Origin of the sequence: Arthrobacter gyeryongensis (assembly GCF_039543785.1) — a bacterium.
GTDB classification, from domain to species: domain Bacteria; phylum Actinomycetota; class Actinomycetes; order Actinomycetales; family Micrococcaceae; genus Arthrobacter; species Arthrobacter gyeryongensis.
The window spans coordinates 67,089-89,485 of record NZ_BAABKK010000006.1 but is presented as its reverse complement, the minus strand read 5'-3'; the positions used below and the strand labels follow the sequence as shown (position 1 = coordinate 89,485).

The window sequence follows — 22,397 nt, the reverse complement described above, 5'->3', positions numbered from 1 at the left end:
GTTAGATTCACGCCTATGGTCAACTACCCCGCCAATCCGGATCCAGGCCCTGCCGTCGCCTCGGCAATCGAGCTACTGGTGCGGCAAGGCTACGACTCGACCTCCGTGGACGACCTCGCCGATGCCGCTGGAATCAGTCGAAGCACGTTCTTCCGCAAGTTCGGTTCCAAAGAGGACATCGTTTTTGCCGACCACGACCGGATTCTGGCACGGGTCCAGGAGTTCCTTGCGGGAACGACGGCGGATCCGTTGCGCGCCGTCGTGGATGCCGCGCTCTTGGTCTTTGGCCATCACATGGGCAATCGGAAGACTTCCGTTGCCCGCTACGAACTTCTGCATCAGGTGCCGGCCCTTCGTGATCGTGAACTGGTCATGACGCATCGTTATCAGCGGGCATTTAGGAATCATCTTCTTTCTGCGCTGCCCGAGGGTGAGGGCAGGGAGGTTGCGGCCGTGGCCTTCGCCGCATCGGTAGTCGCCGTGCACAACAGCGTCCTGCGCCAATGGCTGCGGGCTGTTGCTGCTGGCGAACGCGTCGAGGGAGTCGAGGGAGTCGAGGGTGTCGAGCGCGGCGAGCGTGAGGCGCGGGAAGCTGAAGCCCATGAGTTGGCCGCCCGGCTTGAGCGTGAATTGGGCGCCTTGGCCGATACCTTTGCCCGCGTTTCAGCCGGGCCGGCGGGTAGCGAGGCTGCCGGTGCGCCGTCCGCGGAAAGCGGCCGTCCCGCCGTCGTGGTTGCCGTCCTGGATCCGGCAGCGGGCACAGAACAGATCCTTCAAGCGCTCCGGGACGCCCTGGCTTAGCTTTTGATTCCGCAGAATTCGCCACTGACATTGAGTTCCTTGACATGGAACTGAGTGTCAGCGCATGCTGGGAGTCGTAGATCGCAACCCCCGAGCGAGGATTTCCCCATGACGACGACGTCCGATAGCACTTCCGAGGAACTGGATGCCGTTTTTCCGGCGGGCATTGTTTTTCCGGCCGGGACTATGGAGCCCGAGTACGTCCTGAACGAATCCCTGGACCCGGATCCGGCCTCCGTCTTCAAGGACGTTAGCCGCGAGGACCGCGCCTACTGGGACCGCGCGAGGACCTTTGTCCAGGACGACGTGCTCCCGGTCATCGGGGGGTACTGGGAGCGCGCGGAGTATCCGCTGCACCTGGTGAAGCGCCTGGGTGAACTCGATCTGCTGCGCGACGGAATCAACATCGACGGGTTCCCGGCCATGAGCAAAACCGCCGCCGGACTGGTCACCATGGAACTGAGCCGCGGGGACGGCTCCATCGGCACGGTTGTTGCGGTCCAGGGCGGTTTGGCGCTGCGATCCGTGGCCGAATGCGGTTCCCCCGAGCAGCAGGCCCGTTGGCTTCCAGCACTTGCCCGTGCCGAGGAATACGGCGCCTTCGCCTTGACCGAGCCGGCGCACGGCTCCGACTCCGTGGGACTCGAGACTACAGCGACGCCCGTCGAGGGCGGTTATGTGCTCAACGGTGAAAAGAAATGGATCGGCAACGGCTCGATCGGCGGGCTGACCGTCGTCTGGGCTCGTGGCGACGACGGGCAAGTTCACGGATATCTTGTCCCGCAGGATTCGCCCGGGTACTCGGCCACGACCATCGAAGGCAAGCTCTCACTCCGGGCCATCTGGCAGGCACACATCCGCCTTGAGGATGTCTTCGTCCCGGCGGAAAACGCGCTCCCGGGTGCCCGGAGTTTCAAGGACACGGCCCGGGTGCTCTTGGCGACCAGGCTGGGAGTTGCCTGGTCCGCCGTCGGGCATGCCACTGCCTGCTACGAAACCGCTGTGCAGTACGCCGCCCAACGCCGGCAGTTCGGCCGCCCGCTGGCTGCCTCGCAGATTGTGCAGGAGCGTCTTGCCCGGATGCATTCCGAGCTCGCGATCATGCAGCTCATGGTCATGCAGATGACCAAGCTGGACGAAGAGGGCGCGCTGACTCCCGCGCAGGCGGCCCTCGCGAAGTTCACGTGCACCCGCACTGCCCGCAGTATCGCCTCGAACGCGCGCGACCTGCTCGGTGGCAACGGGATCTTGTTGGCCAACCGCGTGGCCCGGCACTTCGCCGACGTAGAAGGCATCCATACCTATGAAGGCACAGAGACTGTCCAAGCGTTGATCATCGGACGTTCGATCACGGGTATCTCCGCCTTCGCCTAAGCGGCATCCCCACTGAGACGCTCGCTCGGATATGTCGTCAAAATCCCGGACGCTCGCTCGGATATGAGCCCAATCGGCGGAACGCTCGCTCGAGGCCCCCATCTGTGAGCGAGCGTCGGACGGGAGGCCCCCATCTGTGAGCGAGCGTCGGACGGGAGGCCCCCATCTGTGAGCGGGCGTCGGATGGGAGGCGGTTGTTTGTGAGCGAGCGTCGGATGGGGGACACCTACTCCGCGTCGAGGTCCGTTTCCAGCAGTGTCACCAGGGAATCCAGGGCAGCGTCGGCGCCGTCGCCCTCCGCGCGAAGCACGACGACGTCGCCCTTCGCGGCGCCGAGCGTCATGAGCGAAAGGATGCTGGCGGCGTCGAGCGCGTCGTCGGCGGGCGAACCGGCCATTGCGATGGTCACCTCAATCGGGGATTCCCCCGCGGCTTCGGCAAAAATCGCAGCCGGGCGGGCGTGCAGTCCGGAGCGGCTGGCGATGGTGGCGGTGCGTTCGGGCATGGTTTCTCCTTGTGTTCAGGTAGGACAGTACGGCTGGGCTCAGAGCCCGAGTTCCTCGAGGATCGGCAGTTTCGCGCGGACCCAGGCCTTTGCGTCGAGCGCATCGGGCGCGCTGAGCGCCAGCCGGGCCAGCTCTTGCGCCTGTTCCAACGTCACCGTCTTGAGCACGGTTCCGACGGCGGCCAGCGAGCGGGCGGTCATGGACAGTGTGGACACGCCCAGGCCAACGAGCACGACGGCGAGGGCCGGGTCCGCGGCAGCCTCACCGCAGACGCCAACGGGTTTGCCGTGGCCCTCTTCCGCTGAGCCCGCGACGGTCAGCTGAACGAGGCGCAGGACCGCGGGCTGCCACGGGGTGTTGAGTTCGGCAAGGGGACCGAGTTGCCGGTCGGCGGCCATGGCGTACTGCGTGAGGTCGTTGGTGCCGAGGGACGCGAAGCCCACGTGGCGCAGGACCGACGCCGAGGTCAATGCCGCGGAGGGAACTTCCACCATCACGCCGGGCGTCTTGATTCCCGCGGCATCGCACATCGACGCGAAATGGGCAGCCTCAGCCGCAGTCGAGATCATGGGTGCCATGACCCACACCTCGGCTTCTGATTCGTCGGCAGCGATGGCGATGGCCTCGAGCTGGCGATCCAAAACACCGGGCGTGGTGAAGTCGGTGCGGTAGCCGCGCACACCGAGGGCCGGGTTGGGTTCCGTGGCGTCGGTGAGGAAGGGAAGGGGCTTGTCGGCGCCCGCGTCGAGGGTCCGGAGCACCACTTTCTTGCCCGGGAAGGCGTCGAACACGCCCCTGTACGCGGCGGCCTGTTCCAGCACGGTCGGTTCGGTGTCGCGTTCCAGGAAGCAGAATTCGGTGCGGAAAAGGCCCACGCCCTGGGCACCCAGCGCAGCGGCCGCGGCAGCGTCCTTGGCTCCGCCGACGTTGGCGAGGAGGGGCACCAAGTGGCCGTCCGCCGTCGTGCCGTTTCCGTCAAAAACCGCCAGAGTGGCGGCATTTTCGACCCACGCGATGGCGGCCGCGCGTTGCTCTTCGGTGGGTTCGAGCGAGAGTGAGCCGGCCGCGCCGTCCACGAAGACTTCGGCGCCGTCAGGAATTTCGTCCACTCCGCGGGCCGCGACGACCGCGGGCAGGCCGAGCGAGCGCGCGATGATCGCGGTGTGGGACTGCGGTCCGCCGCCGGAGGTGACCAGTGCTGTCACGATCGCGGGGTCCAGCGTTGCGGTGTCGGCGGGAGCGAGGTCTTCGGCCACCAGGATGAACGGAGTGTCCGACGCCGGGATCCCCGGGGCGGGTACTCCGCGAAGTTCGGCGACGATCCGCGCGCGGACGTCCAGGACGTCGGTGGCGCGCTCGGCCATGTATCCGCCCAGGTTGTGGAGCATTTCGGACACGGAGGCGCCGGCTTCCCAGATGGCGCGTTCGGCGGAGCTGCCGTTGTTGTTGATGAGTTTGGTGGCCGATTTCAGGAGCATGGTGTCCTTGGCCATGAGCGCGGTGGCTTCCAGCACGGCCTTACCGTCTCCGCTGGCTTTGTCCGCGCGTGCTTTGAGTTCGTCGTGGACCGATTGGGCCGCCGCTTTCAGGCCCGCGACGGCGTCTTCCGCAGTGGTCGATGCGGCTAGCTGCTCGCCCGACGGCGGTTCGCTGACTGGTTTGGGCATCTGACGGATAGTGCCAATGACGCGGCCCGGGCTAACGCCTACTCCTTGGAAATTCTGCACTGAAATCCTCTGTTCCTGCTCTCGGATCGGACCCACCGGCTGCGGCGCCTCGGGGTCCGAAAAAATCTCCTGTGACTCACTTCATATAGCGTTGCTATAGGTGCTAGGGTAGCGGCTATGAGTTTCGATGACCAGCTTCCGCCCAAAACTCGGCTGCTCCGTGCAGCTGCCGAGTTGCTGGCGAATTCGGACGGGTCGCCGGTCTCTACGCGCCAAATCACCAAACTTGCCGGCGTCACGGCGCCCACGCTTTACCACCACTTCGGCGACAAGGAGGGGCTGTTCGACGCCGTCGTTGCAGCCGGCTTCGAGGAGTACGTGGCGGGAGAGCGGGACTTCGCACCCTCTGGGGAACCCCTGGAGGATGTCCGCCGGATGTGGGACAACCACGTCCAGTTCGGACTTACCCAACCGCACCTTTACCTGGTGATGTTCGGCAACATCCGTCCGGAGAGCAGGCCGGCCATCGTGGCTGATGCCGAGTCGCTTCTGGAGGAGATGCTGAGCAAGGCAGCCATTGCCGGGCAGATCAACGTGCCCCCGCGCGAGGCGGCCAGGAGCATCCTGGCGGCCAACGTCGGCGTCACGCTCATGCTCATTGCAGAGCCTTTGGAAGACCGGAACCTCGAGCTTTCCACCATGACCCGGGATTCCATGATTTTCGCTGTGTCCACGGAAACAGCCCGTGGCGCCGCAGCAGACGACTCCGGCAAGTCGTCGGTTGTTGTTGCGGCAATCGCGCTGAATGCGGCACTCCAAGCCTCACATTCAGACCAGCTTTCCAGTTCGGAACTGAAGCTGTTCCTTGAATGGCTTCACCGAATCTCCAGCAGCTCCTAGAGCTGTCCTCCTTCGATAGATATCGACTGATCCCGCACTGATGCGGGACTCACGTTAGGAATTCACACAATGGCAACAGCGTCAGTTGCGAAACAGCGCACCAGCGTGCGCGTTGGTGTCCAAAAGTTCGGAACGTTCCTTTCGGGCATGATCATGCCCAATATCGGAGCCTTTATTGCATGGGGCATCATCACCGCCCTGTTCATCCCGGCAGGGTTCTTCCCCAATGCGGACCTGGCCAAACTCGTGGGCCCCATGATCACGTACCTGTTGCCGCTCCTGATCGGGTACACCGGCGGCCGGGCGGTCCATGGCATCCGCGGCGGCGTGGTTGGAGCCGCCGCCACCATGGGTGTGATTGTCGGTACGGATATCCCGATGTTCATCGGCGCCATGCTCATGGGCCCGCTCACGGCCTGGATCATGAAGAAGCTCGACAAGGTATGGGAAGGCCGGGTCAAGCCGGGCTTCGAGATGCTGATCGACAACTTCTCCGCAGGCATCGTCGGCGCCGCACTGGCCATCTTCGGCATGCTGGTGATCGGCCCGGTGGTGAAGGCCTTCAGTGACGGCGCCAGCTCCGTCGTCGAATTCCTGGTCCACAACGGACTTCTGCCGCTGACCAGCATCTTCATCGAACCCGCCAAGGTTCTGTTCCTCAACAACGCAGTCAACCACGGCATCCTCACCCCGCTCGGTACGGAACAAGCGCTGCAAAACGGGAAGTCCATCCTGTTCCTGCTGGAGGCCAACCCCGGCCCGGGCGTCGGCGTCCTGCTCGCGTACATGATCTTCGGCAAGGGGCTGGCGCGTGCGTCCGCTCCCGGCGCTGCGCTCATCCAGTTTGTCGGCGGCATCCACGAGATCTACTTCCCGTACATTCTCATGAAGCCGATCCTCATCCTCGCCACGATCGCAGGCGGCATGACCGGCATCTTCACCTTGGTAGTCACCGGCGCGGGCTTGCGCTCGCCGGCAGCCCCAGGCAGCATCATCGCCGTCTTTGCCGCGACAGCGAAGGACAGCTATTTCGGTGTGGCACTGTCCGTGCTCCTCGCAGCCACAGTGTCCTTCCTGATCGCTTCCGTGATCCTGCGGACTAGCAAGACCACTGATGTGGACGCGCTGGGCCAAGCAACGTCCAGGATGGAAGACCTCAAGGGCAAGAAGAGTTCCGTATCCTCCGCACTCCTGGGCGCCGGTGGCGGTACCGCCGTTCTGACCCGTCCCATCCAGAACATCGTGTTCGCGTGCGACGCCGGCATGGGCTCCAGCGCGATGGGCGCTTCGGTCCTGCGCAACAAGATCAAGGCAGCCGGGTTCCCGGACGTCAAGGTCACCAATTCGGCAATTGCCAACCTCAGCGACACCTACGACGTCGTGGTCACGCACCAGGACCTGACAGAACGCGCCCGGCCGGTCACCTCCAGCGCCGTGCACGTCTCCGTGGACAACTTCATGAACAGTCCCCGGTACGAGGAGATCGTGGAACTGGTCAAGAGCAGCAACGCGGCTCCCGGCGCTGAGGGCTCGACGGCGGTTGCCGAACCGGCCGCCGGTGCCCACGCTGCCCAGCCCGCCGCCGTCGGGGGCAAGGATGTCCTGCTCCCCGAAAGCGTGATCCTCAATGGTTCCGCGACGGACCGTGACTCGGCCATCGACGAAGCGGGCAAGCTCCTGCTGGACCGGGGTTCAGTGGACATGGGCTACATTCACGCCATGCATGAGCGCGAGGAATCCGTGTCCACCTACATGGGCAGCTTCCTTGCCATCCCGCACGGCACGAACGCTGCCAAGAACCACATCCTGCACTCCGGTGTGTCGATCGTCCGCTACCCCGAGGGCATCGACTGGGGTGGCAAGCAGGTCAAGTTCGTCGTCGGCGTCGCCGGCATCAACAACGAGCACCTCCACATCCTGTCCTCCATCGCCAAGATCTTCACGGACAAGGCGCAAGTGGCCCAGCTTGAGCAGGCCACGTCGGTGCAGGAAGTGCTGGATCTGTTCGGAAAGGTCAACGCATAGTGAAGGCAGTCCATTTCGGGGCAGGGAACATCGGACGAGGATTCGTCGGCTTGCTGCTGCACGAGGCTGGATATGAGGTGGTCTTCGCCGATGTCGCGGAAGCCTTGATCAGCCAGCTCGCCTCCGCGACCTCCTATGAGGTCCACGAGGTCGGCGAAAACGCGGCGGTCAAGACCGTGTCCGGTTTCCGGGCCCTGAATTCGGGCACCGAAGAGGTTGCCGTCGTCGCGGAAATCGCGACGGCGGACCTCGTCACCACGGCGGTGGGGCCGCACATCCTCAAGTTCGTGGCACCCGTGATCGCGAGGGGCATCGCCGGCCGCTCGCCGTCGTTGGCTCCGCTCCAGGTCATGGCCTGCGAGAACGCGATCAACGCCACGGACCTCCTGCGATCCGAAGTGGAAGCTGCTTGGGACGGTGCCGCCGGTGACCTTTCCTCCGCTGCTGTGTTTGCGAACACGGCGGTGGACAGGATTGTCCCCAACCAGGCGTCGGGCCAAGGCCTGGACGTCACTGTGGAGACCTTTTACGAGTGGGTCATCGACCGCACGCCGTTCGCGGGGGAGGCGCCGGTGATTCCCGGCGCGACCTTCGTGGACGAACTCGGTCCATACATCGAACGGAAGCTATTTACCGTCAACACGGGACACGCCTCGGCGGCATACTTCGGCTATGGCGCCGGCTTGGAGAAGATCTCCGAGGCGATGGCCGACGCGTCCGTGGCGGCCAGGGTGCGGGCCGTGTTGGAGGAGACCAAGCAGCTTCTCGTGGCCAAACACGGCTTCGTTGAGGCCGAGCAGGAAGCGTACGTGCAGAAGATCCTGTCCCGCTTCACCAACCCGTACTTGCCGGACACCGTGAACCGGGTAGGCCGTGCTCCGCTCCGCAAGTTGGGCCGGCACGAACGGTTCATCGGCCCGGCCGCGGAACTCGCCGAGCGCGGAGTCACGCCCGTTGCCTTGTTAGATGCGATGTCCGCCGCCCTGCGTTTCGACGACGGAGCAGACGACGAAGCCGTGGAACTCGCCCGGATGCTTGCCGAGATGGACGCCGTCGAGGCGGTCGAGCGCATCACTGAACTGCCGCCGTCGCACCCGTTGTTCCCGCAGGTGCTGAAGCTGATCGAAGAACGGAAGGCCGAGGCCTAAACCCCGGCTCACATATGCCGGGGTTTTCCTGAACGCTCGCTCGGATATGCCGGGGTTTTCCTGAACGCTCGCTCGGATATGCCGGGGTTTTCCTGAACGCTCGCTCGGATATGCCGGGGTTTTCCTGAACGCTCGCTCGGATATGCCGGGGTTTTCCTGAACGCTCGCTCACCCTCCTTTACATGATGTGGAGGAGGGTGAGCGCTTTGGGCTGCAAAAGTAAGCGAGCGTCAACTAGTTGCCGAGTTCTTCCGACGCCGTCCGTCCGGCCGCCTGGACGCGCCGCAGGAAGTCGGTAATGACGGCGATTTCAGCGTCGTCGTAGTCTGCACAGATGGTGTCCATGAGGCTGTTCATTCCCGAGTAAAGGCGGAACATCTCGGCGTTTCTATCGGGCAGAACCCGGATGACCACGGCGCGCCGGTCGGATGGGTCGCGGTCCCGGACAATCCAGCCTCCGCGTTCAAGTCGGTCGAGGATCCCGGTCATGGTGGCTGGGTGCAGGCCGGCGTGTTTGGCCAACATGCTCGGGCTGAGCGGCCCCCGGCTCGAGATCAGGTCAAGACAATCAAGGTCAACATCCTTCAGCTCGGCTTGGGTGCCGACCTGGTGATTGAGCACGGATAGTTGCACGCGTACGCCGCGAAGCTCGGCTTTGAGCTCAGCAACGGCACGCCGCCGAAGGCGCGGAGGTGCGGCCCCTTGATTTCGTATGGAACTCATATGATATCGTTTCTGTATTGTATGGTTTTCCTAAGACAAGAGTACCGGAGGCCGCATCGCATGAAGATCGCAGTATTCGGGGCAAATGGCCCCACCGGAAGGATTCTCACCGCACAAGCGCTCGACGCCGGACACCTCGTCACCGCAGTCACGCGCAGGCCACACGAATTCCCGCTTTCGGCCCCCGGCCTAAGCGTCGTCGGCGCCGATGTGTACAACTTCGAGGACGTGAGCGCCGTCGTCGAAGGAAGCGATGCCGTCCTCTCAACCCTCGGTGTTCCATACAGCCGCAAGCCGATCACGGTCTATTCAGCGGGCACCGGCAATATCATCCGGGCAATGGGCAACCACGGCGTCCGTCGGCTGGTCTGCGTGAGTTCCAGCGCCACCGATACTACGGCCGGCCCGCATGGCGGGTTCCTTTTCGAGAAGGTGTTACAGCCCCTCGTCACCAAGGTGCTGGGAAAGACGTTGTACGAGGACATGCGGCGGATGGAGTCCGCCGTCGTCGACAGCGGTCTTGATTGGACGATCATGCGGCCCTCCGGTCTTTTCGAGACCGAGTCCATCACCGAGTACAAGATGGCCGTTGACTACATAAACGGTACTTTCACGTCGCGTGCCGACCTTGCGGACTCCATGCTGAGGCAACTCACCTCGGACGAGTTCGTGCGCAAAAACGTAGCGGTTGCAACCTTTTCGCAGAAACCGAACCTCATTCAGCTGCTTTTCCGCGAGGCCAGCAGCAAGAAGGCTGCGCCGGATAGCCTCCCTGAGGGAAAGTTGTCATGAGCCGTCTAGCCATCCAGTCAGTGGTCCGTATCGCTGGGCTTGTATTCGTCGGCCTGTTCGCGGGGTTCCTCACTGGGATACTCGTCTTGGAATTGTCCTTGCGGCAATTTAGCAGCACGGTTTACGCCCAGCTCCAGCAGGTGGCCCTCGTCGGGCTGCCTCTCCTGGCCTCAGTCCTACTGTTTCCAGCGCTGATTGTCACGGCGGCCCTGGTATTGATGGAGCTCAAGACAAGGGATCGCGCTTTCTGGTTGGTGGCCGGTGCCCTTGCGCTGCTGCTCGCGGCCTTGATCATCACACTCGTAGTCAACGTTCCTATCAATCTGGCCGAAGCTGGATGGAACGTCAGCAACCCGCCAGGGGACTGGGCGGACATACGCGACCGTTGGCAGGTGGGCCACGCAGTACGAACCTTTGCTGCGTTGTTGGCCTTCGGAGCTTTGTCAGTCGCCGCGGCGCGACAACCGATCCGCCGTCGGAGTTTGCAGCCCACGCCAGCATAAGTCCCGGCGCCCAACGCTCACCCGCCTTTGGCGGGACAGCCGAAACCCTCCTTCACATGATGACGTGAAGGAGGGTTTCGGCTTTTGTCGCTATATGTGAGCGAGCGTTTGAAGAACCGCGGCTATAGGTGAGCGGGCGTTGCGTTGAAAAGCTCGTTTTGAGCGCGCATCGGAAGAATGGCCGCTATACGTGAGCGGGCGTCCTAGCGGGGGGCGGTTTCGACGGCGGCGGTTTCGGTTTCGGCCATGGCTTTCCACTCGGCCACGCGGGCCTGGTGCAAGGGAGACTTCCGGACCAGGGCGTAGGCGACGCCGAGGACGGCGAACCAGATGGGCGTTACGAGCAGAGCCGTGAGGGTGTCCGGCTGCGTCGTCAGGGCCCAGACCAGGAACGCGAAGAAAGCGAAGACCACCCACACCATCACGATGCCGCCGGGCATCTTGAACGTCGAGGCCTCGTGCAACTGGGGCCGGCGCTTCCGGAAAACAAGGTAGCTGGCCAGGATGATGGACCACACGAACATGAAGCAGACGGCGGACACGGTGGTGACCATGTCGAAGGCTGCTCCGATGTCCTTGCCCGCATAAAGCAGTGCGACGCCGCCGAGGAGCAGCACGCAGGACAGGAACAGCGCGTTCTGCGGAACTTTCCGGCTGGAGAGGCGGCCGAACATCTTGGGGGCATCGCCGTCGTTCGCCAAGCCGAACACCATGCGCGACGTCGAGTAGATACCCGAGTTGGCGGAGGACATGGCCGAAGTCAGGACCACGAGGTTCACCACGGTTGCAGCGATACCCAGGCCAGCCAGGGAGAACATGGCGATGAACGGGCTGTGGCCGGCCTTGAATTCGGTCCACGGGATGACGGACATCAGGATGATGAGCGCGCCGACGTAGAACAGCATGACGCGGACCGGGATGGCGTTGATGGCGCGGGGCAGGTTGTGCTCCGGGTTCTTTGTCTCGGCCGCGGCTGTGCCTACCAGCTCGATGCCCACGAAGGCGAAGACCGCGATCTGGAAGCCGGCAACGAAGCCCATGAATTCCTTGGGGAAGAAGCCGCCGTGGCTCCAGAGATTGGTCAAGCTCGCGGCTCCGGCGTCTGACTTGAAGCCGGTGGAGATCATCACGATGCCCACGATGATCAAAGCGGCGATGGCAACGATCTTGATGAGGGCGAACCAGAACTCAGTCTCGCCGAAGGCCTTCACTGTGGGGAGGTTGAGCAACAGCAAGATGGCGATGGTCGCGAGGCCCGGAATCCAGAGCGGCACACCCGGCCAGAGCTCATTGGCGTAGCCCGCGATCGCGATGACATCGGCCACTCCGGTTACCACCCAGCAGAACCAATAGGTCCAGCCGGTGAAGAAGCCCGCCCAGGGACCAAGGAGGTCCCCGGCGAAGTCGCTGAAGGACTTGTAATTCAGGTTGGACAGTAGGAGCTGGCCCATGGCGCGCATGACGAAGAACAGCATGAAGCCGATGATCATGTACACGAAGATCACGGACGGCCCGGCGACGGAGATGGTCTTTCCGGAGCCCATGAAGAGGCCTGTGCCGATGGCGCCGCCGATCGCAAGCAACTGGATGTGGCGGTTGCTCAATGAGCGCGCCAGATGCGGCTCGCTGTCTTTGCTGGAGGCAGTGCGTTGCCCTGTTGTTGTCTGGTGAGACATATCTGCATCCTTCGGGTGATTCGCCGCATGGTGACGTGGCTAACAAATCTGCTAGTCCAAACTAACTCGAATCATCCGAGAATTTGTGATTGATCGTTTCACCCAGAATTCACGAACGCTCGTAAAACGAAGCCGCCAGCTTGTGTCAGGCTGGTGCTATGAGTCACACAAATCCAGGCGTGAAGCCGCTATTGAGCATGGTTCTGGACGAAGGAGTCTTCACGCTCCGCCGGGCCCACTGGGAGGACTTGCCCGCCATTCTGAGATTGCTCGCCGCCGATCAGTTGGGCAGTTCCCGCGAAAACGCCGAGGACGTCGGCCCCTATCTGCAGGCGTTTCAACAGATCAACGAGGATCCGGCCCAACTGTTGGTGGTAGGCCACTTGAACGGCGCTTGCGTCGCAACTTTCCAGCTGAGTTTCATCCCGGGCTTGGCCCGGAAAGGCTCGCTGCGCTGCCAGATCGAGGCCGTGCGCGTCGCCGCAGAGTTGCGGGACCATGGCGTCGGTGCGGCAATGATGCAATGGGCCATCGAAGAGGCGCGGAACCGGGGCTGCACCCTGGTCCAGCTCACCAGCGACAAGTCCCGCAAGGACGCCCATCGCTTCTATGAGCGGCTGGGCTTCGTAGCCAGTCACGAGGGAATGAAGCTGGCCCTCTAGCGCCGGCATCCTCGATGAGTCCCAAGACAAAGTCCCGTAATCCTTGATATTTAGGCAGCCTAACTGTTAGGATACCTAAATATGAACACCAATCAAGCGGACGACGCGCTGCTCGCCCTCGCCCAGTCATTCCGGGAAGCCCTGCGGCAGAGCGTATATGTGATGCGCCGCCTCGATTCCGAGGAGCAGCTCAGCTCGGCCCAGCTTGGCGTCCTCAAGATGGCGCTCGACGGCGGTGCCCGCGTCGGGGGGATCGCCCGGAACCTTGGGGTCAAGGTCCCCAGTGCCACGGAGCAGATCATCAAGCTTGAGCGCGCGGGCCTGGTCAAACGCGAAGCAGATCCGGACGACTCCCGTGCCGTCCGCGTCGCCGCGACCGCGGCGGGACGTGCCGCCGTCGAGAACGCGGACCGCCGCCGCAACGAATTCATCGCCGGGATCCTCGGAACGCTGAGCCAGGCAGAACGCGACGCAGTCGAAGCCGCCCTGCCGGTGTTCGACAAGATCAACCATTCAGTCCAGAACTGAACAAGCCAGAACTGAACAAGCCAAGAAACTAGGAGAGCAGTCCATGAAAGGCCAGCTCGCAGAGCAACTGCAGCCAGCGGAAGACACACTCGAGGCCGAAAAAGCCTCGTTCCTCAAGCAGCCCAAGGCTGTGTGGGCCACGGCGATTGCCGCCGTCTTCGCCTTCATGGGCATCGGCTTGGTGGACCCGATCCTGCCGGCCATCGCCAAGAACCTCCAGGCCAGCCCCAGCCAAGTGTCGTTGCTCTTCACGAGCTACTTCCTCGTGACCGCCGTCGCAATGCTGGTGACCGGGTTCGTCTCTTCGCGGATCGGCGGCAAAAAGACGCTCATGATCGGCCTGGCCCTGATTGTCGTGTTCGCATCGCTTTCTGGCATGTCCGGAAGCGTGGGTGAGCTGGTCGGTTTCCGCGCGGGTTGGGGACTTGGCAACGCCCTCTTTGTTGCCACCGCGCTTGCCGTGATTGTCGGCGTCGCGAGCGGCGGAACCGGAACTGCGATCATTCTCTACGAAGCCGCCCTTGGCCTGGGCATTTCCCTCGGCCCGTTGCTCGGCGCGCTTCTCGGCGGCTGGCAGTGGCGCGCACCGTTCTTCGGCACCGCGGTCCTCATGGCCGTATCCTTCATCGCCTTGCTGGCCTTGTTGCCCAAGACCCCGACGCCGGCCACGAAGGCCCGTTTGCGTGACCCGCTCCTCGCCCTTGGCCACAAAGGCCTTCGCACCACCGCGGCCAGCGCCCTGTTCTACAACTATGGCTTTTTCACGATCCTGGCCTTCACGCCCTTCATCCTCGGGATGGATGCCTACGGTATCGGTGCCGTGTTCTTCGGTTGGGGCGTGGCCGTGGCCGTGTTCTCGGTTTTCGTGGCACCCGTGCTGCAGCGCCGATTCGGCACCACCAACGTCTTGGTCGGCACCCTCGGGGCCCTTTTGCTGGACCTCGTCGGGCTGGGACTGGCCGCGGGGCACTCGGTGACTACCGTCGTCGTGCTCGTCATTGTGGCGGGCGCCCTGCTGGGCATCAACAACACGCTCTACACAGAACTGGCCATGGAAGTCTCCGATTCGCCGCGTCCGGTGGCTTCGGCCGGTTACAACTTTGTGCGGTGGATGGGTGGCGCGCTGGCTCCGTTTGTCGCGGCACAACTGGGTGAGCACTTCGGCCCGCAGGTCCCGTTCTTCGCCGCGGCCGTTGCCCTCGCGTTCGCGATCCTCGTGGCCGCCGGTGGCCGCCGCTTCCTGAAGTCGCACGAACCGCACCTCGTGTAGGAGGGCCCAACCAGCTCGCAGTTGTTGTCGTTATGAGGCCTCAAAACGACAACAACTGCGAGTTAGTTGGGTGCGGGAACGCTACTTGGGTGTGACCGCGAGTTCTGCCGGCTTGGAGCCTTTCGGGACAAACAAGGTGTCGGCCTGCTCAAGGGACATGCCGTTGGTTTCCGGCACCTTGAACATGACGAAGAAGAACGACGCCGCGGCGAACAGCGCGTACATGCCGTAAGTCAGCGGCAGCGAACCGGCCGCCATGATGGGGAAGCTCAAGGTGATGGCGAAGTTGGCGATCCACTGGGCCGCGGCGGCCAAGCCGAGCGCGCGGGCACGGATCCGTGAGGGGAAGATTTCGCCCAGGAGCACCCACACCAACGGTCCCCATGAAGCGCCGAAGCTCACTACGAACACGTTTGCAGCCACGAGGGCCACCGGACCCCAGACGCCGGTCATGGAGACAGAAGAACCCGTCCCGCTGGCGGAAGAAAAGGCCAGCGCCATGGCACCCAGGGACACAGCCATGCCGATGGAGCCCGTCAGCAGGATGGGCCTGCGGCCAATGCGGTCCACGAGGGCGATGGCCACGAGCGTGACCAGGATGTTGGTGACGGACGTTGCCACCGAGATGGCCAGGGAGTCTTGCTCGTGGAAGCCGACTGCCTTCCAGAGGGTGGTGGAGTAGTAGAAGATCACGTTGATGCCCACGAATTGCTGCAGCACCGACAAGATGATGCCGATCCACACCACGGGCTGGAGGCCAAAAGCCTTGCCGCGGAGCGAGCCCTTCTTGGTGGAGAGCTCGTCCTGTTTGATGGAGTCGCGGATTTCGCGGATGTGGCGTTCGGTATCGTCGCCGGGCATCAGGGTGTCGAAGATCCTGCGTGCGGTGTCTTCCTTGCCGTTGAGGACCAGGAAGTGCGGCGACTCAGGCAGCCGGAACGCGATCAGACCGTAGACCGCGGCAGGCACGGCGCACGGGATGAACATCCAGCGCCAGGCCTCAATTCCGAGCCACAGCGCGTGGTGTGCGCTTCCCGCGGACGTCGCCAGGACGGCGTCGGACAGCAGGGCCGCGAAAATACCGGTGGTGATCGCCAACTGCTGCAGCGACGCGAGCCGGCCGCGGACTTGGCGTGGTGAGATTTCCGAGATGTAAGCCGGCGCGATCACCGACGCGAGGCCGATGCCCAGGCCGCCGACCAAGCGCCAGAAAACCAAATCCCAGATGCTGAAGGCAAAGCCCGTCCCGATGGAGCTGACCAGGAAGAGGGCGGCACCCAGCTTCATGGCGGGGATGCGGCCGTAGCGGTCGGCCACCTTGCCCGCGAGATACGCCCCAGCCGCGCAACCGAGCAACGCGACCGCCACAGCAAAGCCCGTGACGGCTTCGCTCAGCATGAATTCGTCCTTCATCGCATCGACGGCGCCGTTGACCACGGAGGAATCGAAGCCGAAGAGGAAACCGCCCACAGCTCCGGCAACGGCCAGGCCAATTACCTTGCGTGGGACGCCGGAACGGCTGTCGGAGCTGGAATTGGGCATGGCTCTCCCTTGAGGAAACGTAGTGGATTGTGCGGCGCGGTCGTCGTCGGCAGCTGGTTCCGACGGGGACGCCGGTGCACTCGCGCTACACAGTGTGGCACGGTGCCAGCGTGACTTCCAGTCAACCGGGCCAGCCACACTGGACGTGTCACGCCACGCAAACTTTCGCGCCGCCGTCGGGCACTCCACCGCGCGAACACTGGAAACGACAACGGCAGGCAGTCCAAAAGACTGCCTGCCGTGACGCGGTTCGAGATATTAGTGGGCGGAAACGGATTCCTTCGCCGCCGCCTTCGGATCCATCAGTTTCTTGTTCGGCAAGGCGAAGCTGATGAGGAACGCGAGGCCGGTCAGCGCCGCGGCGGTCAGCATCACGGTGTCGATGGACTGTGCGAAGCCTTCAGTGATGGGCCGTGTGAGCGCCGGGTTGGCGTGGTGCAGCCAGCTGGTGTCGTTCAGCGAATCGTTTGTGGCGCCGTTCTTGAAGAAGTCGTACAGCTTGGCGTTGGCGGGATCCGCGGCAACTGCAGGATCCTTGAGCACCTTGAGGTAGTCCGCGCTGCCCATGGCGTCCTTCATGCCCGAGGCGATCTTGTCGGCGGCGAGGCTGAAGAGCATCGAGATGAACACCGCGGTACCCACGGCGCCGCCCATGGAACGGAAGAATGCCGCGGTGGACGTGCCCACGCCCATGTCCTTCGGCGGTACGGAGACCTGCATGGCCAGAGTGAGCGGCTGCATGCAGAAGCCCAGGCCCATGCCGAAGAATACGGCGATCAGGCCGGGAACCCAGAGTCCTGTGTCGACGCCGAGGGACAGGCCCATGACGATTGCGGCGGCGGTCAGGATGCCCGTACCGAGGATCGGGAAGATCCGGAAAACGCCCGACGCCGAGATGGTCCGTCCCGCGGTAATGGAACCGAAGAGGATGCCCACCGTGAAGGTGATCATCATGAGGCCGGCCTCGGTGGGGGTGAGGCCCTTGACCAGCTGCAGGTACATCGGGAGCATCGCGATGGCCCCGAACATGCCGATACCGATGATGAAGTTCAGCAGGGAAGACAAACCGAAGGTGATGTTCCTGAAAAGCCGGAGGGGGATCAGCGCGTAGTCGCCGGCGCGCCGCTCAACCAGGAGGAACGCGATGATGCCGATGACGCCAAGCCCGTAGCAGATCCAAGAGTTTCCGGAGGTCCAGCCCCAGCTGCGGCCTTGTTCGGCCACAAGCAGCAGCGGGACGATTGCCAGCGTGATGGCTCCAGCGCCCCAGTAGTCGATCTTCTGCTTGACGTGCTTCGCGGGCAGGTGCAGGTAGAAGAACACCACGGCCAGTGCGGCCAGGCCTATGGGCAGGTTGATGAAGAAGACCCAGCGCCAGCCGTCGAAGCCAAGGATGTTGGCCGAGCCTGCGAAAGCACCGCCGACCACGGGACCGAGGACCGAGGAAACGCCAAAGACGGACATGAAGTAGCCCTGGTACTTGGCACGATCCTTCAGGGCAACGATGTCGCCGATGATCGTCAAGGCGAGGGCGAGCAGACCGCCGGCGCCCATGCCCTGGATGCCGCGGGCGATGGCAAGCTCGGTCATGGAGTGCACGGAACCGGCGTACAGGGAGCCGGCCAGGAAGATCAGGATCGCGGCGAGGTACAGCGGACGGCGGCCGAAGATGTCGCTGAGCTTGCCGTACAGCGGGGTGGTCACCGTGGATGTGATGAGGTAGGCCGTAGTGGCCCACGCCTGCAGGGACAGGCCGTCCAAGTCGTTGGCGATGGTGTAAATGGACGTGGACACGATGGTCTGGTCCAGGGAGGACAGGAACATGCCGAGCATGAGGCCCACCATGACGGTGAGCGTCTGACGGTGTGTCAGGACCTCTCCGGCGGCCCGCACAGGCGTGGCGTTGGACATTGCTTCTCCAAAGGTGGATGAAAAGGGGACTAAGCAGGATAGTTGCTTTCAGTAACTATCCTAATCGCTCCTGTATTCCCTGTCTTACCCGATTGGCGAGAAGTATGTCACCGCTCCACGAGAATCCCGTCAGGATCGCAGTAGATAAGGTTGCCGGGTTCGATGTGCACTCCGTCAATCACCAGGGGGATGTCCACTTCGCCACGGCCCACTTTGGAGCTCTTCTTGGGATTGCTCCCGAGGGCTTTGACGCCCAAAGGCAGCTTCGCGATCGCCACGCGATCGCGGATCGCCCCATTGATCACGACGCCGGCCCAGCCGTTCGCGACGGCGCTCTCGGCGATCATGTCGCCCATGAGGGCTGTGCGCAGCGAGCCGTAGCCGTCCACCACCAGCACAGCGCCGTCGCCGGGGGTTGCCAAGACGGTCTTGACGAGTGCATTGTCCTCAAAGCATTTGATGGTGCGAACGGGGCCGTTGAAGTGGGAAACACCGCCGAGGTCCTGGAACTGCAGTGATATCGACTCAAGATCCTCGGCACGTTCGTCGTAGAGATCGGCAGTGTTGATGGGGTTCGCTGGGCTGTTCATCGTTCATCCTCCTCGGTCCGTTGGAGTTACCCTAACGCGTGCAGACGTGCCTTGGCGCTAGGCTGAATCCACACGTCCAGACGCTAGGGAGCATCGTCATGAGCCTGTCCGATCTGCCCGGTTCATTGCCTGAAAGACCGGTGACGGATCCCGTGGAGACGCAGGCGGGCCCGACGACGGCGCTCGCCGAGCCCGTGGAGCGCGTCCGCTCGCTGTGGGTCACCGGAGTGGTGCTCGTCAATGTGGGCATCAACGCTGCCTTCTTCGGCCCTATCCAGGTTTTGCTCGGGCAGCAAGCCATCCACTTTGACGAAGGCCAGAAGGAAGCCATCCTTGCGCTGGTTACGGGATGCGGCGCTGCGGTGTCCCTCGTGGCGAACCCCCTCTTCGGTGCGTTCAGCGATCGCACGACGTCCCGCCTTGGACGACGCGTTCCGTGGGTGCTCTTCGGTGCCATCCTGGGCGCCGCGGCATTGGTGGCCCTGGCAGGTGCTCCCAACGTGGCAGCTATGGCCATTTTGTGGTGCCTGGTCCAGGCCGGTTGCAATGGAGCCTATGCCGCCATCACGGCGGCTATTCCGGATCGAGTGCCGGTGCCTCAACGCGGCGCGGTCGGGGGCCTTGCAGCCATGGGCCAGACCGTCGGCATCCTCGCGGGTGCCGTGATCGCGTCCGTGGTGTCCGGGAACTTTGCCCTCGGCTACATCGTGTGCGCTGCTGCCCTGCTGGCCGGCGTCGTGCTTTATCTTTTCAAGAACGACGACGTGCCTCTCGTTCCGGAGGCAAGGCCACCATTCAAACTCTGGACATTCGTCAAGCGCTTTTGGATCTCGCCCGTCAAGTACCCGGACTTCGCGTGGGCCTGGCTGACGAGGTTCCTGGTCAATGTCGGAAACCACATGGTCACGTTGTATTTGCTGTTCTTCCTCAAGGATGCCGTACATATCGAGGAAATGCAGGGGATCAAACCAGAGTTCGGCGTCCTTATCTTGACGGGCCTGTATGCCGTCATGGTGATCATCACCAGCGTGGTGGGCGGTGCCATCAGCGATCGAATGGGCAAACGCAAACCCCTCGTCATTGTCTCGTCCGTCGTCATTTCGATAGCTGCCCTGATCCTTGGGTTCGAACCCACGTGGACGGGGGCCATTGCCGGCGCAGCGGTGCTCGGTATCGGCTTTGGTGCGTACTTGGCGGTCGACTTCGCCCTTATTACCCAAGTGCTGCCCACTGCGTTGGACCGGGGAAGGGACCTTGGAGTCATCAACGTGGCCAACTCTTTGCCGCAGGTGATCGCGCCGCTTATTGCGTACCCCTTTGTGGCGTTCTGGGGTGGCTACGTCTCGCTTTATGTGGCCGCAGCCGTCATAGGTTTGCTGGGCGCCGTATTCGTCGTGAAGATCAAGGGCGTCGCGTAGCCCTGCGAATCCGTTCTCAGGGAACTGACAACTTGCTGCCGTATCATTGTCAGGACGCGCTCGGTCTTTGGGGGGCCGCGCAATCTCCCAGAACGAAGCCCAAACCAACAGAACGCCGGAAATGTCCGAACCGAACTCCTTGGAACCGTATTCGCTGGATCTGGCCGCGGGGTTGCCCCAAATGGCGGCTGCTCCCACCACCCCGAGACAGCTATTGCGCTACGCCCGGATACTGAAGACTGCCGCGGGATTCGCCCAGCGGCAGTTCGATACCGTGAGCCTTTCGGACGTATCCACCAGAGCCCATGTTCCGCTTGGGACGCTCTACCGCTACTTTCCGTCCACGGTCCATCTGATGCTTGCGGTCTACCGGCAGCAACTGCGGGAGCTCAACGACTCAAAGCCGGCGTCTTCGAGGTGCAGCCAGCAAGAACTCACCGGTCTCGGGATGGAGATTTTCCATATGCGGGTCATGCAGCCCGCCGTCGAACACTGTCTGTCCCGCACCTGGGATACCCGCGATGGTGACATCCCCGTACTTTTGCGCGATATCGAAGCGCTCTCTGCCGAGATGGTTGCGGCCGCGATCGGCGACGCCGGGAGGGCCAGGATTCTGCTCCACGTCGTAAGTGGTCTGGTCCAGTCCGTGAACTGCCGCCGGATCTCACTTTTCGACGCAGAGAAGGACCTCAAGAACGCCTGCAAGTTGATCGCGGACGCGTAGCTTTTCCAGCAATCCGCGTAATTGGTCTAGACCACTACGACCAAAAGTATGAGTTTATGACTGGATGTCTCTAGTCTTCCTATCAGGCCCCTGTCTACGAAGACAGGACCCAAGCGGCTAGCAGCCCATATCCGCAGGAGTTTCACCGCACGGACCAACCACCCTTGGTCCGGCACCGAAGCCTCTACACCTGCCCGAATTGTGCCGTGGGTTCACGGCTAGCCTGAGGAGACAACGACGTGTCCGTCGAGACCATCACCCCTGAACAGAATCTGACTGCCCTGGCGCTGAGCGAAGAGGAAATCTTCACCGCCCACGAAGGCGGCAAGCTCTCCATTTCCAGCACCGTACCGCTCTTGAACAAGCGGGACCTTTCCATCGCCTACACCCCGGGTGTCGCCGAAGTGAGCCGCGCAATCCACGCCAACCCCGAGCTTGCACGCACGCACACTTGGGCTCAGCGCCTCGTGGTGGTCGTCAGCGATGGGACCGCGGTCCTCGGCCTTGGTAACATCGGTCCGAGCGCTTCCCTCCCCGTCATGGAAGGAAAGTCCGCGCTCTTCAAGGCCTTCGGCGACCTCGACTCCATCCCCTTGGTCCTCAACACCACCAACGTGGACGAAATCATCGAGACCCTGGTCCGCCTGCGTCCGAGCTTCGGTGCCGTCAACCTCGAAGACATCTCCGCCCCCCGCTGCTTCGAACTCGAAGAGCGCCTCATCGAAGCCCTCGACTGCCCCGTCATGCACGATGACCAGCACGGCACCGCCGTCGTGGTTCTCGCAGCCTTGACGAACGCCGCCAAGGTGACCGGCCGCGAACTTGAGGGACTGAAAGTTGTGGTCTCTGGTGCGGGTGCCGCGGGCATCGCCGTCTCCGAGATCCTGCTGACCGCGGGCGTCAAGGACGTCGTCCTCCTGGATTCCAAGGGGATCATCAACTCCGAGCGCGCGGACCTCGTGGCCGATTCGGGCAGCGTCAAGGCCCGCTTCGCCCAGCGCACCAACCCCCGAGCTCTTTCCGGCGGACCCGCGGAGGCTCTTCAGGGCGCCGACGTGTTCATCGGCGTTTCCTCGTCCAAGCTGGCCGAGGAACACTTGAAGCTCATGAACGAGAATTCGATCGTGTTCGCCCTGTCCAACCCGGACCCGGAAGTCCTGCCGGAGGTCGCCGTCAAGTACGCGGCCGTCGTGGCCACGGGCCGCAGCGACTTCCCGAACCAGATCAACAACGTCCTGGCCTTCCCCGGAATTTTCCGCGGAGCCTTGGACGCCGGCGCACGCCGCATCACCCCGGCCATGAAGATCGCGGCGGCCCGTGCGATCGCTGGACTGGCCGAGGACGAACTCTCTGCCGACTACATCGTGCCCAGCCCGCTGGATCCCCGCGTCGCTCCTGCAGTGACGGCGGCGGTTGCCGCTGCGGCCGAATAAGGCCGCGCACCCAACCCGAATAGCCGACGACGGCGACCCTCCCGTGCTGGGGAGCGTCGCCGTCGTTCTTTTGTTCCGACGTTCGGGATATGTGAGCGGGCGTTTGGGATTTGGCCGGGATATGTGAGCGGGCGTTTGGGATTTGGGCGGGATATGTGAGCGAGGGTTGAGGATTTGGGTCGGATATGTGAGCGAGGGTTGGGC

The 22,397-nt window shown here is 63.2% G+C and carries 20 protein-coding genes; 13 read left to right on the top strand and 7 right to left on the bottom strand.

Features of this window, described 5'->3' with window-relative positions; translation table 11 throughout:
• The first annotated feature begins 15 nt into the window (after nt 1-15).
• Together ABEA18_RS04300 and ABEA18_RS04295 are read left to right on the top strand one after the other, a co-directional pair.
• Nucleotides 16-801: a TetR/AcrR family transcriptional regulator gene (locus ABEA18_RS04300; RefSeq protein ID WP_345448075.1), complete on the top strand. Its 786-nt coding sequence runs from the start codon at nt 16-18 to the stop codon at nt 799-801.
• Nucleotides 802-909: 108 nt separating this feature from the next.
• Nucleotides 910-2,175 carry an acyl-CoA dehydrogenase family protein gene (locus ABEA18_RS04295; protein WP_425550473.1) on the top strand — a complete coding sequence of 422 codons (1,266 nt, stop codon included), beginning with the start codon at nt 910-912 and terminating at the stop codon, nt 2,173-2,175.
• 226 nt (nt 2,176-2,401) lie between these two features.
• Here the strand turns inward: ABEA18_RS04295 and ABEA18_RS04290 are convergent, their stop codons facing one another.
• Nucleotides 2,402-2,680 (bottom strand): HPr family phosphocarrier protein, encoded by a 279-nt coding sequence (locus ABEA18_RS04290; RefSeq protein WP_236813538.1) that lies wholly within the window; start codon nt 2,678-2,680, stop codon nt 2,402-2,404.
• A 39-nt stretch (nt 2,681-2,719) separates the two neighbouring features.
• On the bottom strand, nt 2,720-4,408 hold the full coding sequence (ptsP, locus tag ABEA18_RS04285) for a phosphoenolpyruvate--protein phosphotransferase (protein WP_345448074.1): 1,689 nt from the start codon (nt 4,406-4,408) through the stop codon (nt 2,720-2,722).
• A gap of 117 nt (nt 4,409-4,525) precedes the next feature.
• On the opposite strand from ptsP, the gene ABEA18_RS04280 reads away from it, so the two are divergent.
• The 3 genes from ABEA18_RS04280 (at nt 4,526) to ABEA18_RS04270 (ending at nt 8,421) form a co-directional block, all read left to right on the top strand.
• A complete protein-coding gene (locus ABEA18_RS04280; protein WP_234751842.1) occupies nt 4,526-5,248 on the top strand; it encodes a TetR/AcrR family transcriptional regulator in 723 nt (240 codons plus the stop codon).
• Nucleotides 5,249-5,317: 69 nt separating this feature from the next.
• The gene (locus ABEA18_RS04275; protein WP_345448073.1) at nt 5,318-7,273 is read left to right on the top strand and encodes a PTS mannitol transporter subunit IICBA; all 1,956 of its coding nucleotides are present in this window, start codon (nt 5,318-5,320) and stop codon (nt 7,271-7,273) included.
• Nucleotides 7,273-8,421 (top strand): mannitol-1-phosphate 5-dehydrogenase, encoded by a 1,149-nt coding sequence (locus ABEA18_RS04270; protein WP_345448072.1) that lies wholly within the window; start codon nt 7,273-7,275, stop codon nt 8,419-8,421. The genes ABEA18_RS04275 and ABEA18_RS04270 overlap by 1 nt, the downstream gene beginning before the upstream one ends.
• A gap of 234 nt (nt 8,422-8,655) precedes the next feature.
• On the opposite strand, the gene ABEA18_RS04265 is transcribed toward ABEA18_RS04270, so the two are convergent.
• Nucleotides 8,656-9,144, bottom strand: coding sequence for a MarR family winged helix-turn-helix transcriptional regulator (locus ABEA18_RS04265; RefSeq protein WP_345448071.1), 489 nt, complete (start codon nt 9,142-9,144; stop codon nt 8,656-8,658).
• Between the two features lie 60 nt (nt 9,145-9,204).
• Between ABEA18_RS04265 and ABEA18_RS04260 the strand changes: the two genes are divergently transcribed.
• The gene (locus tag ABEA18_RS04260) at nt 9,205-9,936 is read left to right on the top strand and encodes an NAD(P)-dependent oxidoreductase (protein WP_345448070.1); all 732 of its coding nucleotides are present in this window, start codon (nt 9,205-9,207) and stop codon (nt 9,934-9,936) included.
• The gene (locus tag ABEA18_RS04255; protein WP_345448069.1) at nt 9,933-10,439 is read left to right on the top strand and encodes an anthrone oxygenase family protein; all 507 of its coding nucleotides are present in this window, start codon (nt 9,933-9,935) and stop codon (nt 10,437-10,439) included. Before ABEA18_RS04260 ends, ABEA18_RS04255 begins: the two co-directional genes overlap by 4 nt.
• Nucleotides 10,440-10,642: 203 nt before the next feature.
• Here the strand turns inward: ABEA18_RS04255 and cycA are convergent, their stop codons facing one another.
• Nucleotides 10,643-12,115 (bottom strand): D-serine/D-alanine/glycine transporter, encoded by a 1,473-nt coding sequence (cycA, locus tag ABEA18_RS04250; RefSeq protein ID WP_345448068.1) that lies wholly within the window; start codon nt 12,113-12,115, stop codon nt 10,643-10,645.
• A gap of 158 nt (nt 12,116-12,273) precedes the next feature.
• Here cycA and ABEA18_RS04245 point away from each other — a divergent pair, with 158 nt between their 5' ends.
• From ABEA18_RS04245 to ABEA18_RS04235, 3 genes are all read left to right on the top strand, one after another.
• Nucleotides 12,274-12,777, top strand: a complete 504-nt coding sequence (locus ABEA18_RS04245) for a GNAT family N-acetyltransferase (RefSeq protein ID WP_284982561.1) — start codon at nt 12,274-12,276, stop codon at nt 12,775-12,777.
• Between the two features lie 81 nt (nt 12,778-12,858).
• A complete protein-coding gene (locus ABEA18_RS04240) occupies nt 12,859-13,305 on the top strand; it encodes a MarR family winged helix-turn-helix transcriptional regulator (RefSeq protein WP_345448067.1) in 447 nt (148 codons plus the stop codon).
• Between the two features lie 43 nt (nt 13,306-13,348).
• Nucleotides 13,349-14,575, top strand: a complete 1,227-nt coding sequence (locus ABEA18_RS04235; RefSeq protein ID WP_345448066.1) for an MFS transporter — start codon at nt 13,349-13,351, stop codon at nt 14,573-14,575.
• 81 nt (nt 14,576-14,656) lie between these two features.
• On the opposite strand, the gene ABEA18_RS04230 is transcribed toward ABEA18_RS04235, so the two are convergent.
• The 3 genes from ABEA18_RS04230 to rraA all read right to left on the bottom strand — a co-directional run bounded on the left by ABEA18_RS04230 (nt 14,657) and on the right by rraA (nt 18,618).
• Nucleotides 14,657-16,117, bottom strand: coding sequence for a sugar porter family MFS transporter (locus ABEA18_RS04230; RefSeq protein WP_345448065.1), 1,461 nt, complete (start codon nt 16,115-16,117; stop codon nt 14,657-14,659).
• Between the two features lie 258 nt (nt 16,118-16,375).
• Complete coding sequence (locus tag ABEA18_RS04225) at nt 16,376-18,028, bottom strand: MDR family MFS transporter (RefSeq protein ID WP_345448064.1); 1,653 nt, start codon at nt 18,026-18,028, stop codon at nt 16,376-16,378.
• Between the two features lie 107 nt (nt 18,029-18,135).
• A complete protein-coding gene (gene rraA / locus ABEA18_RS04220; RefSeq protein ID WP_345448063.1) occupies nt 18,136-18,618 on the bottom strand; it encodes a ribonuclease E activity regulator RraA in 483 nt (160 codons plus the stop codon).
• A 98-nt stretch (nt 18,619-18,716) separates the two neighbouring features.
• On the opposite strand from rraA, the gene ABEA18_RS04215 reads away from it, so the two are divergent.
• The 3 genes from ABEA18_RS04215 to ABEA18_RS04205 all read left to right on the top strand — a co-directional run bounded on the left by ABEA18_RS04215 (nt 18,717) and on the right by ABEA18_RS04205 (nt 22,193).
• Nucleotides 18,717-20,036 carry an MFS transporter gene (locus tag ABEA18_RS04215; RefSeq protein ID WP_345448062.1) on the top strand — a complete coding sequence of 440 codons (1,320 nt, stop codon included), beginning with the start codon at nt 18,717-18,719 and terminating at the stop codon, nt 20,034-20,036.
• Nucleotides 20,037-20,157: 121 nt separating this feature from the next.
• Entirely contained in the window at nt 20,158-20,760 is a 603-nt protein-coding gene (locus tag ABEA18_RS04210) for a TetR/AcrR family transcriptional regulator (RefSeq protein WP_241709707.1), read from the top strand.
• A gap of 239 nt (nt 20,761-20,999) precedes the next feature.
• A complete protein-coding gene (locus tag ABEA18_RS04205; protein WP_345448061.1) occupies nt 21,000-22,193 on the top strand; it encodes an NAD(P)-dependent malic enzyme in 1,194 nt (397 codons plus the stop codon).
• The last annotated feature ends 204 nt before the right edge of the window (nt 22,194-22,397 follow it).

What these genes read in the sequence shown, in the direction of transcription:
- ABEA18_RS04300 (WP_345448075.1), top strand. Translation starts at nt 16, where the DNA reads ATGGTCAACTACCCCGCCAATCCGGATCCAGGCCCTGCCGTCGCCTCG.
- ABEA18_RS04295 (WP_425550473.1), top strand. Translation starts at nt 910, where the DNA reads ATGACGACGACGTCCGATAGCACTTCCGAGGAACTGGATGCCGTTTTT.
- ABEA18_RS04290 (WP_236813538.1), bottom strand. Translation starts at nt 2,680, where the DNA reads ATGCCCGAACGCACCGCCACCATCGCCAGCCGCTCCGGACTGCACGCC.
- ABEA18_RS04280 (WP_234751842.1), top strand. Translation starts at nt 4,526, where the DNA reads ATGAGTTTCGATGACCAGCTTCCGCCCAAAACTCGGCTGCTCCGTGCA.
- ABEA18_RS04275 (WP_345448073.1), top strand. Translation starts at nt 5,318, where the DNA reads ATGGCAACAGCGTCAGTTGCGAAACAGCGCACCAGCGTGCGCGTTGGT.
- ABEA18_RS04265 (WP_345448071.1), bottom strand. Translation starts at nt 9,144, where the DNA reads ATGAGTTCCATACGAAATCAAGGGGCCGCACCTCCGCGCCTTCGGCGG.
- ABEA18_RS04260 (WP_345448070.1), top strand. Translation starts at nt 9,205, where the DNA reads ATGAAGATCGCAGTATTCGGGGCAAATGGCCCCACCGGAAGGATTCTC.
- ABEA18_RS04255 (WP_345448069.1), top strand. Translation starts at nt 9,933, where the DNA reads ATGAGCCGTCTAGCCATCCAGTCAGTGGTCCGTATCGCTGGGCTTGTA.
- cycA (WP_345448068.1), bottom strand. Translation starts at nt 12,115, where the DNA reads ATGTCTCACCAGACAACAACAGGGCAACGCACTGCCTCCAGCAAAGAC.
- ABEA18_RS04245 (WP_284982561.1), top strand. Translation starts at nt 12,274, where the DNA reads ATGAGTCACACAAATCCAGGCGTGAAGCCGCTATTGAGCATGGTTCTG.
- ABEA18_RS04240 (WP_345448067.1), top strand. Translation starts at nt 12,859, where the DNA reads ATGAACACCAATCAAGCGGACGACGCGCTGCTCGCCCTCGCCCAGTCA.
- ABEA18_RS04235 (WP_345448066.1), top strand. Translation starts at nt 13,349, where the DNA reads ATGAAAGGCCAGCTCGCAGAGCAACTGCAGCCAGCGGAAGACACACTC.
- ABEA18_RS04230 (WP_345448065.1), bottom strand. Translation starts at nt 16,117, where the DNA reads ATGCCCAATTCCAGCTCCGACAGCCGTTCCGGCGTCCCACGCAAGGTA.
- ABEA18_RS04225 (WP_345448064.1), bottom strand. Translation starts at nt 18,028, where the DNA reads ATGTCCAACGCCACGCCTGTGCGGGCCGCCGGAGAGGTCCTGACACAC.
- rraA (WP_345448063.1), bottom strand. Translation starts at nt 18,618, where the DNA reads ATGAACAGCCCAGCGAACCCCATCAACACTGCCGATCTCTACGACGAA.
- ABEA18_RS04215 (WP_345448062.1), top strand. Translation starts at nt 18,717, where the DNA reads ATGAGCCTGTCCGATCTGCCCGGTTCATTGCCTGAAAGACCGGTGACG.
- ABEA18_RS04210 (WP_241709707.1), top strand. Translation starts at nt 20,158, where the DNA reads ATGTCCGAACCGAACTCCTTGGAACCGTATTCGCTGGATCTGGCCGCG.